This is a genomic window from Nostoc sp. (assembly GCF_036917415.1).
GTDB lineage: Bacteria > Cyanobacteriota > Cyanobacteriia > Cyanobacteriales > Nostocaceae > Nostoc.
In genome coordinates this window covers 1-7,678 of the sequence record NZ_JBALDJ010000010.1, presented here as the reverse complement: position 1 = coordinate 7,678, position 7,678 = coordinate 1, and the positions used below count along the sequence as shown (strand labels likewise).

General features: G+C 40.1%; 13 protein-coding genes. 7 read left to right on the top strand and 6 right to left on the bottom strand.

Features of this window, described 5'->3' with window-relative positions:
• Positions 1-399: 399 nt before the first annotated feature.
• Positions 400-1,161 carry an Rpn family recombination-promoting nuclease/putative transposase gene (locus V7K41_RS01430; RefSeq protein ID WP_334845382.1) on the bottom strand — a complete coding sequence of 254 codons (762 nt, stop codon included), beginning with the start codon at positions 1,159-1,161 and terminating at the stop codon, positions 400-402.
• A gap of 95 nt (positions 1,162-1,256) precedes the next feature.
• Between V7K41_RS01430 and V7K41_RS01425 the strand changes: the two genes are divergently transcribed.
• The 6 genes from V7K41_RS01425 (at position 1,257) to V7K41_RS01400 (ending at position 3,278) form a co-directional block, all read left to right on the top strand.
• A complete protein-coding gene (locus V7K41_RS01425; RefSeq protein ID WP_334845381.1) occupies positions 1,257-1,451 on the top strand; it encodes a hypothetical protein in 195 nt (64 codons plus the stop codon).
• A 205-nt stretch (positions 1,452-1,656) separates the two neighbouring features.
• Positions 1,657-1,998 carry a hypothetical protein gene (locus V7K41_RS01420; RefSeq protein ID WP_334845380.1) on the top strand — a complete coding sequence of 114 codons (342 nt, stop codon included), beginning with the start codon at positions 1,657-1,659 and terminating at the stop codon, positions 1,996-1,998.
• A 13-nt stretch (positions 1,999-2,011) separates the two neighbouring features.
• Positions 2,012-2,224 carry a hypothetical protein gene (locus V7K41_RS01415; protein ID WP_334845379.1) on the top strand — a complete coding sequence of 71 codons (213 nt, stop codon included), beginning with the start codon at positions 2,012-2,014 and terminating at the stop codon, positions 2,222-2,224.
• Between the two features lie 103 nt (positions 2,225-2,327).
• The gene (locus V7K41_RS01410; RefSeq protein WP_334845378.1) at positions 2,328-2,744 is read left to right on the top strand and encodes a hypothetical protein; all 417 of its coding nucleotides are present in this window, start codon (positions 2,328-2,330) and stop codon (positions 2,742-2,744) included.
• A complete protein-coding gene (locus tag V7K41_RS01405; protein WP_334845377.1) occupies positions 2,741-2,947 on the top strand; it encodes a hypothetical protein in 207 nt (68 codons plus the stop codon). The genes V7K41_RS01410 and V7K41_RS01405 overlap by 4 nt, the downstream gene beginning before the upstream one ends.
• Before the next feature lie 10 nt (positions 2,948-2,957).
• Positions 2,958-3,278: a hypothetical protein gene (locus tag V7K41_RS01400; RefSeq protein ID WP_334845376.1), complete on the top strand. Its 321-nt coding sequence runs from the start codon at positions 2,958-2,960 to the stop codon at positions 3,276-3,278.
• 215 nt (positions 3,279-3,493) lie between these two features.
• On the opposite strand, the gene V7K41_RS01395 is transcribed toward V7K41_RS01400, so the two are convergent.
• The 3 genes from V7K41_RS01395 to V7K41_RS01385 form a co-directional block, all read right to left on the bottom strand.
• Positions 3,494-4,243, bottom strand: coding sequence for an SDR family oxidoreductase (locus V7K41_RS01395; RefSeq protein WP_334845375.1), 750 nt, complete (start codon positions 4,241-4,243; stop codon positions 3,494-3,496).
• 196 nt (positions 4,244-4,439) lie between these two features.
• On the bottom strand, positions 4,440-4,976 hold the full coding sequence (locus V7K41_RS01390) for a hypothetical protein (RefSeq protein ID WP_334845374.1): 537 nt from the start codon (positions 4,974-4,976) through the stop codon (positions 4,440-4,442).
• A gap of 18 nt (positions 4,977-4,994) precedes the next feature.
• A complete protein-coding gene (locus V7K41_RS01385; protein WP_334845383.1) occupies positions 4,995-5,549 on the bottom strand; it encodes a GNAT family N-acetyltransferase in 555 nt (184 codons plus the stop codon).
• 502 nt (positions 5,550-6,051) lie between these two features.
• Here V7K41_RS01385 and V7K41_RS01380 point away from each other — a divergent pair.
• A complete protein-coding gene (locus tag V7K41_RS01380; RefSeq protein ID WP_334845373.1) occupies positions 6,052-6,582 on the top strand; it encodes a hypothetical protein in 531 nt (176 codons plus the stop codon).
• 89 nt (positions 6,583-6,671) lie between these two features.
• Here the strand turns inward: V7K41_RS01380 and V7K41_RS01375 are convergent, their stop codons facing one another.
• Positions 6,672-7,154: a helix-turn-helix domain-containing protein gene (locus V7K41_RS01375; protein ID WP_334845372.1), complete on the bottom strand. Its 483-nt coding sequence runs from the start codon at positions 7,152-7,154 to the stop codon at positions 6,672-6,674.
• Between the two features lie 54 nt (positions 7,155-7,208).
• The gene (locus V7K41_RS01370) at positions 7,209-7,445 is read right to left on the bottom strand and encodes a hypothetical protein (protein WP_334845371.1); all 237 of its coding nucleotides are present in this window, start codon (positions 7,443-7,445) and stop codon (positions 7,209-7,211) included.
• Positions 7,446-7,678: the final 233 nt, after the last annotated feature.

Below are 7,678 nucleotides of genomic sequence, written 5' to 3'. Positions count from 1 at the left end.
GCACGCCCAGATTTAACTGAGAGGTGCGGGAGATAATACTCCCCATCGACTCAAACACCTTGAGCGTCTTATATTTAATTGCGCCTAGCTACTTATTGCGAGGTGTTTCCGAAATGGAAGCGATTCAAGTGTGGATGGAAGGAGCGCTTGCACAATTGCCTGAACTGAATTGAGAAGAGAAATCATACTTCAAGAAGAATACATTCGGCAGCAATCTTAACGTTCTCTTAGAAACGCTGGTTCTGCATAAAGAGCAATTATGCTCATCAAACAAAGAGGCATTCTTGTCAACAAGTGACCATCGCCACTGAGTATCGGAGAAAATCGGGGCTTGAAACACAGCCCTCGTTGAGCCGATTCAGTACAGGGACAGTAGCAAAATTACTCTTGCTTCTCGGATTATTCCTGCTGTAATTGTTGCACTACTTCTACTGATAAACCAGTAACCCGAGCGATCGCATCAACAGTCATCCCTTCTGCCAGCATATTGACAGCAATTTGACGAGCTTTTTTATCACTCCCTTCTTCTTCACCTTCGGTTTTAATTTGTTGGTAAATGACAGATTCGCGCATTATGTCCTTCCTAAATAAACGTCCAATTACTTCTTGTTCTAATACTAACCCAGCCAGAATTGCAGAGGCGGCAGCAATATTACTTTGTTTCCGCCTGTCAGCAATTTTGTCAACAGCCGCAGCCTCAAGTTGTAATGTCGCAACTTTGTTCTCAGTAGCACTCAAAACCGCAAACGGCAGTAATCCTGGTGCCGCCAGAAATATATCTGGAGGCTGCTCCCACAAACGAATCACTGAAAATTCATGTCGTAAACTTTCAGTAGTAAAAGTAGTTTGATACACCTTCTCTGATTCAGTTTTGGCTAAGTAAATTACTACTTGATGCATTCGTTTATTGGGAAAACGGCGATACACTCTCAAACGGTAATCAGCCATCCGAAACGGCATATCGTCATCGGGTTTGGTCTGAAATTCAATGTGGAGAACAACTTCATCTGATTGCAGCAAGATTAAAGCATCAGCACGAATAGGTTCTAAAGACAATTCTGTAGGACTTAATTTGGTTAAAGTAATCGGTTCTCCTAATAGCCAAGTGGCGAAATCGGGAGAATACATTTCAGCGATAAATTTGCAAGTGCTATCAAACATAAACCAAGTTTATCAAACGATAAACCACTTTCAGCATTAAAGTCACAACTCACCAGATGTACTTCCATATCAGGCTGTTCAACCAAGGATTAAAAATGGCTAATCTTCCACCAATTAATTCAATTGTTAAAGTCATTAAAACAGTTGCAGAAAAAGACCCTAGATTAGGGCAAACAGGTACAGTAATTCAGTATTCAGCACACGGTATGGTTTGCGTTCATTTCCCAGATATACCCCTTGGTCAAGGAATTTTTTTCAATTCGCATCATTTACAAATCATAGAGTCATAGTCAAGATTATGCCGAGAAAATCCACTCATTCCACTCCTGCCGACCATTCCTCATTGTGCATACAATACCTTCGTCGTTATGGTGGTAGCGCACGATTATGCACCATCAACTTTAGTCTTAGTGTGATTCAAACCTTGGTCAATCAAAGAAAGGTAAAGATTACGAATACAGGTGCAGGTTTCTATGTTCAATTGGAGGATTCCAAATGACTAATCACAAACAAGTTGTTTATCAATCTCAATTAGACCACAAGAGTAAAATGGTTCCTCGCCGCCGTACTAGGAGAAGATTCAACCCCAGGATTTTTATTGACCGCACTATAGAAACAACTGCAATTATCTCTCTGCTCTTGACTGGATTTTCGGGAGTTGGAGCAATGGGATGCTGGGGGCTGGAGATTATCGAGACTAATAACCCTAACATAATCATCTCTGGGTGGGAGCAGCAAAAAAATATCTGCTTGGGTGCAATGTTGGTTAGTTTTTCCGTCTTCTTAGGCAGTTCTTTGGTCGGAGCAAGCCTCAGTATTCAACGAGATAAATTTTAGGGGATAGATAACGATGGAAATCAAGTTAACTACATCAGAGATTCGGGCTATATTGCAAGGATGTCAATATACATTGCGGCTTGTGGGGAGTAGTAAGGATTATCGCAGGCTTCAATCGTCCGAGTATTTTTCTACATCAAACGATGTAGTCCTAAATGATGCGTTCAATGTTTGGGAAGAAATAGTGGATGCAATTGATTGTGTACAGCAGGCAACTCAACAGTAAACAGGAAAAGTCTTTTGAGAAGCAACAGGCTGCTGGCTAATAGAGATTGCCAAGATTAGTAAAATTTGTCCCAACAAAAAAGAACTAATAGGAGAAACTTTTCATGTTTACCAAGTTAAAACCAGAACCAGTAATAGAACAATACGAACTTTTGCCATTACTCGGAAAACTTCAAGGTTTGGGTATTGAATGGGACAGAGATATGCAAACTGGACGAGTCTATCTGGAATTTCCAGACGGACGGATCGAGTTTAACAATCTACTCCTACTGAAAGCTTTTGTCACTGGTTGCATCCAGATGATGGAATACCCGCAGCATCTCAACTCCAAGATTGAACTGCTAGAACAACATCATCAAGATTATGTGCGATCGCAACAGGAATTGATACCGGAAATCGCCCAAAACTGTAACTCCTTCATCCAAGAGATCCATGCGTTGCGCTTGCTGATTTATCGGGGAGCGGAGGAATGTCGAAAGTATTTGCTTACCCTGCAAGTAAACCAAAGGAAGCCTCTATGAAACGCAATCAGATTGTCAAAGGAATCAGTGGGATAGTGGCAGCTACTGCCATTGGGTACATTAAAGTGCAAATTTTTGGCAGAAATACAATGTACACGATTACTACAGCCATGTTAGGGCTGGGTACTGGAGGAACCATCGGTCAGATTTTGGTAGATAAAAGGCAGCAGCGAGTAGTACAAACACAATCAAAACAAAGATAGGAGCAATAGCATGGAAGCTTCAAAAGTTGTCACCATCCCGAATCACTGGACATCACCAAAATACTCGTTAGGACAAAGAACCAAGCAGGGGATGATTGTAGGGGTTCAGTATTATCCACCCAATAATCTACTAACTGGTTTATGTACCGAATCTTGGCGTTATGCTGTGCTGGATAAAAACGATTTCTCAGAAGTGGCACATCTTGAAGAGGAGAAAATTCATCCGCTTACACTAATTGAATTGCGTGCTGAACTTGAAGCAGAGATTGAAGCGTATCAGTGTAAAATACTAATTCTCAAGCACCAGTTGGGGGCAATATCCAATGCTTAAGTCAGTATCCACTTACTAAGAAGCACCTCTAATAATAGATGGCTTGACCAGAGTTAGAGCCGATTTTCTACAAAAGACGGCGATTGATCTCATATTAAATGAATGAGATAAATCGCCGTTCACCGTCTTGGTCAATAGTATCGAGTGTACAAAAATCGTGAGAAATTCGCGTAATGACTAATAACTTATGCTACGACTTCAAGTGGTGGCATAAGTTACCAAGCTACTGGTTCCCCAAGATGGAAAAAACCACCACTGGGGACATCATTCGGCAATATCGCTAATTTAACACCAGTTTTCGCACCTGATGCGATGTCCATCATCGCACCTTCACCACCTAATTCCGTTTTTACCCAACCCGGATGAGCGCTATTAATCTTCACTGGAGTATTGCGTAACTCATGAGCTAAATGAATCGTAAATGAGTTCACTGCTGCCTTAGAAGCATTGTAAGCAAATGGTTTGGAATCATAGATGAATGAATTGGGGTCAGCATGAAGTGTTAACGAGGCTTCAATACTCGACATATTTACAATTCGACCGCTAGGGCTATTCAATATTAACGGCAATACTCGTTGAGTTAATTCCACTAAGCCAAAAAAGTTGGTGTTAAATGTCTGTCGAATAATGTCTACAGAAATAGAACTAGCATTACTGGTTAACCAGTCACCATCTAAAAACACGCCTGCGTTATTGATCAAGACATCAAGTTTACCAAAAGAGTTACTAATTTGTTGAATAGCAGATTCAATTTGAGTACTATCAGTGACATCCAGGGAAATTGGGTGAGCTATTATTCCTTCGTTCTCCAAATTACTCGCTGCGGTTTTAGCCGCATCTAAACTACGAGCTGCTATCAAAATTGTCAATCCATATTGTCCGAGTTGACGGCTCATTTCCAGCCCAAGACCTTTATTTGCACCAGTAATCAAAGCTACTTTGTTCTTTAGTTCGTCCTGCACCATGATTAAGCACTCCTGTGTGTAGTGATGAATTTAGATCACATTTCAAAACAAAATGTTTAAGCTGAGTTTAAATACCGACTTAATCGTCCCACAAAGTCTAAATATTGGAAACCTAGAAGAAAGGCTAGGTTAAACAGCACACACTTGTTGACAAAACAAAAAAGTAATTCAAATAGGATTATTGCGATGAGCTTGACTATGCTGAAATCTTCTCACCAACAGCTTTATGTATAATTTCTTTCTTTAACGAATCTGCTGCAACTGCTCCAATGATCTCCCAATCTTCTTGTTTTAATAACAACCCAAGCAGTTCGTGCAGTATCTCTTGATCAGAAATAAATTCTTCGTCATAAAGCTGATCATTTTCCAGAGTAGCAAGTATGTATTCTCTTACTTCTGGTGTCGGCAATCTAAATTTTTCAAGTATTCTTTCTCTTGCAGCAATGACTGCAATTTTCGTAGCTGTGCCTAAATTCCAATTATTCAGTAGTAACCGCACTTCTCTATTTAGAGAAATACGCAACGTTGTGAAACGTCCCAAAAGTTCTAGATTGCCTATTAAGGAGCCAAATGCTGAACCCCAATCTAATCCAGCCCCAATGTTGCCACCAACTTTATCCTCAGCTTCAACACCTTTTCGCAACCATTCTTCATCAAATAATAAACCCATTGGATTTACTGCATTTTCTTGGTTAAAGGTGCTTTGATTTTCACTGTGTTCCTGCTGGCTCATCTACTTACCTTTGCTATCTTACTCAGGAGAACGAAAAACTCCATACTCAAAATAAACTAGTTCATCGTAATCTTCATCCTCTCCTACATCAATCATGCCTTGGCTATCATAAAATTCTTCTACTCCAGGTAGTGAATGCAATCCTACTCTCCCCTCATAACCTAGCTCTAAACTACAAGTTCTAGCAAACGCCAAAAATGCAGTTCCAACACCTTTCAATTTGGGGGGACGCTGGACGTATGCCCGATTCCAAGGTGCGGTAGCTATGCCATCAATGTATACCAAACGTTTCCCCTCTACCAAGCGAGAACCGTGCATTTGGGTTTCAATCAGCATTAACCCTTGAGTTTCATTTTCATATTCAATAGCATAGCCTTCACGGTTTGCTTGTCTATTAATGACAAACTCCAGTTTAAACTCCCAGTCCCAAAATTTGTCTGATTGCTCGTGCAGTTTTAATTGTTCTTTCCACTTGTTAGCATAATCATCGACGTGCTTTTGCGCTAGCTCCACTAAATCTGCTTCCACAATCCTGTTATCTTGACCGCGAATTAGTTCTACTTTTGTTCGCATAGCACTAAAATTGCCCATGAACCATATTTTATCAGGACGAGCAATCAACAGCATAACCGTCTATCTAGCCTAAAAAGAACAATGGCTCTTGATCCCACTTTATAAAAAAGCTCTGTTTTTGGGGCTTTTTTTCATCCCTATTTTTTTTCGTCAACCCTGCCACTTCCTTTGTGACACCCATCCTGTATGGCTTTGAGTGCTTTCAAGTGACACCGAGTTCATAATTTTACCATGCCGCTTTTTGTGACATTCCTTTAATAGCAAGGGTTCTAGAGTTTTACCCAATCTTGCTGCTTTCTGTGACATCTATACACAGTAAGGCTTTTAGATGTCACGGCAGACCTTGCTGCTTTTTCATGCCACTTTGTGACCCGATGCGGCTGTAAAATATAGATGATGTTTTAACCAAAATTTAGGCGGATCAACCAAAAAAACCTCATTTACGCTCGCTAAACTCTTAGTAATTCCCCGTTATTTCTATATTTAAATATGGTATTAATTAATGCTCATCTGTGCTGATACCAAAATTGCTTTTCCACGCTCCCTGGTTTATGCTACCTATCGTGACCAACTAGTTGAACTAGTTCCCTATATGCCAAACGTGCGTCAGATCACACTTTTATCACGTAGGGAAGCAGGCAGTAATATTTATACTGTCAATGAATGGCACGGTGGTAGTGAAATTCCAGCAGCAGCAAGAGTTCTGCTCAGTGAAGATATGCTTTCTTGGACAGAATATAATACCTGGAATCAGGCAGATTTGACAGTTGAATGGCGTATTGAAACTCACGCTTTTACAGAAGCAGTTAAGTGTTCTGGCAAAAATCGCTTTTTGCAAGATGGTAATAGTACAGTAATTGAAAGCCGTGGTGAACTAGTGATTGACGCGAAACAAATCAAGGGAGTACCATTCTTTCTCACAAGTACAATTGCTCATGTAGTCGAAGATTTTTTAGGGAAAAGTATACAACCAAACCTTGTAGCTATGAGCGCGGGAGTACGCCAGTATCTAGAGCAAAATCCATTAGATTGACATAGATTGACATGCAGCAAGTCAATCTAATGGCACACTAGTTCATTAAAAAGTCTAATGATGGTCGAAGAGTGAATGTATTAAAAAAGCTAAGTCGTTACTACGCGTTCGCTATACTTGCTTGCTAATTCTAGCCATCGACTCAATTCTTTTTGGTTAATGATGCGTAACTTAGAGAAAGGAATACGGCGTTTAGATGCCCAACGGTAGAGGGTTCGCAAACTAACTTTGTAGCCTATTTGCTCATAGATATAGTCCGGTAATTCTCGCCCTAAAAGTGGAAATTCCAGATTTTCTAAATCAATGCCAAAATTGGTAAATCGTGCTTTATCCTTCATCAGTAATAATGAAACGTCAGATAAAGAATACTTTTTGAAAGGGTTTTGACGTTTCAGATATATCAGTCCTAATAAATAGCAGCACTCTTTGAGCTTGACTTCTCTCTTGTAAGGCTGAACGCCACATATTCTTAGGCAGTTACGCCAAGTTCTTTGACAAATATTCTTACCTAAAATATGTTCACAAGCTGTTTTCACCCAAGCAAGACTGTATGCTTCTTCAATATTTTGCATATTTTGTTGCTCCCTTTACTTCAATAATGCCCAGGTTTAACCTGGGCGCGAAAATTACTCTTCTTCTCCTTGATTGGCAACGTCAGGGGAAATTTTGTCTCTCAAGCGTTTGTTAATCATTCTCTTGTTACTGCGTTCAACATAAACGCCAAAACCGTTTTCCCAAAATACACGGTGTAATTCTGATAATTTCCAACCCTCAAACTCGGCCAGTTCCTCCGCTTCTTCAAATAGTGCTGTCGGCACGTAAAGTTCAATCCTGGTCATTCCCTGTGCTTTTGTTCTAGGCATTGTTGCATCCATATTTAATCACCCAGATTATCAAATGAGATTGGTTATGGGACAAGAACCCTACAAATAAATATTTTTAGGTTCTTATGTGATATGAAGCTAATATAGACTATATTAGTGGTGTAGTACCATATAAGAAACAAGCAATGGAAAAAATCAAACAAATACTTACTTTGCAAGGGATTGAGTTCGATGAGGGCGATATTTTGTCCGCCGCATCAGCTATTGGCATG

What these genes read in the sequence shown, in the direction of transcription:
- V7K41_RS01375 (WP_334845372.1), bottom strand. Translation starts at nt 7,154, where the DNA reads ATGCAAAATATTGAAGAAGCATACAGTCTTGCTTGGGTGAAAACAGCT.
- V7K41_RS01415 (WP_334845379.1), top strand. Translation starts at nt 2,012, where the DNA reads ATGGAAATCAAGTTAACTACATCAGAGATTCGGGCTATATTGCAAGGA.
- V7K41_RS01430 (WP_334845382.1), bottom strand. Translation starts at nt 1,161, where the DNA reads ATGTTTGATAGCACTTGCAAATTTATCGCTGAAATGTATTCTCCCGAT.
- V7K41_RS01400 (WP_334845376.1), top strand. Translation starts at nt 2,958, where the DNA reads ATGGAAGCTTCAAAAGTTGTCACCATCCCGAATCACTGGACATCACCA.
- V7K41_RS01390 (WP_334845374.1), bottom strand. Translation starts at nt 4,976, where the DNA reads ATGAGCCAGCAGGAACACAGTGAAAATCAAAGCACCTTTAACCAAGAA.
- V7K41_RS01385 (WP_334845383.1), bottom strand. Translation starts at nt 5,549, where the DNA reads ATGCGAACAAAAGTAGAACTAATTCGCGGTCAAGATAACAGGATTGTG.
- V7K41_RS01370 (WP_334845371.1), bottom strand. Translation starts at nt 7,445, where the DNA reads ATGCCTAGAACAAAAGCACAGGGAATGACCAGGATTGAACTTTACGTG.
- V7K41_RS01380 (WP_334845373.1), top strand. Translation starts at nt 6,052, where the DNA reads ATGCTCATCTGTGCTGATACCAAAATTGCTTTTCCACGCTCCCTGGTT.
- V7K41_RS01420 (WP_334845380.1), top strand. Translation starts at nt 1,657, where the DNA reads ATGACTAATCACAAACAAGTTGTTTATCAATCTCAATTAGACCACAAG.
- V7K41_RS01425 (WP_334845381.1), top strand. Translation starts at nt 1,257, where the DNA reads ATGGCTAATCTTCCACCAATTAATTCAATTGTTAAAGTCATTAAAACA.
- V7K41_RS01405 (WP_334845377.1), top strand. Translation starts at nt 2,741, where the DNA reads ATGAAACGCAATCAGATTGTCAAAGGAATCAGTGGGATAGTGGCAGCT.
- V7K41_RS01410 (WP_334845378.1), top strand. Translation starts at nt 2,328, where the DNA reads ATGTTTACCAAGTTAAAACCAGAACCAGTAATAGAACAATACGAACTT.
- V7K41_RS01395 (WP_334845375.1), bottom strand. Translation starts at nt 4,243, where the DNA reads ATGGTGCAGGACGAACTAAAGAACAAAGTAGCTTTGATTACTGGTGCA.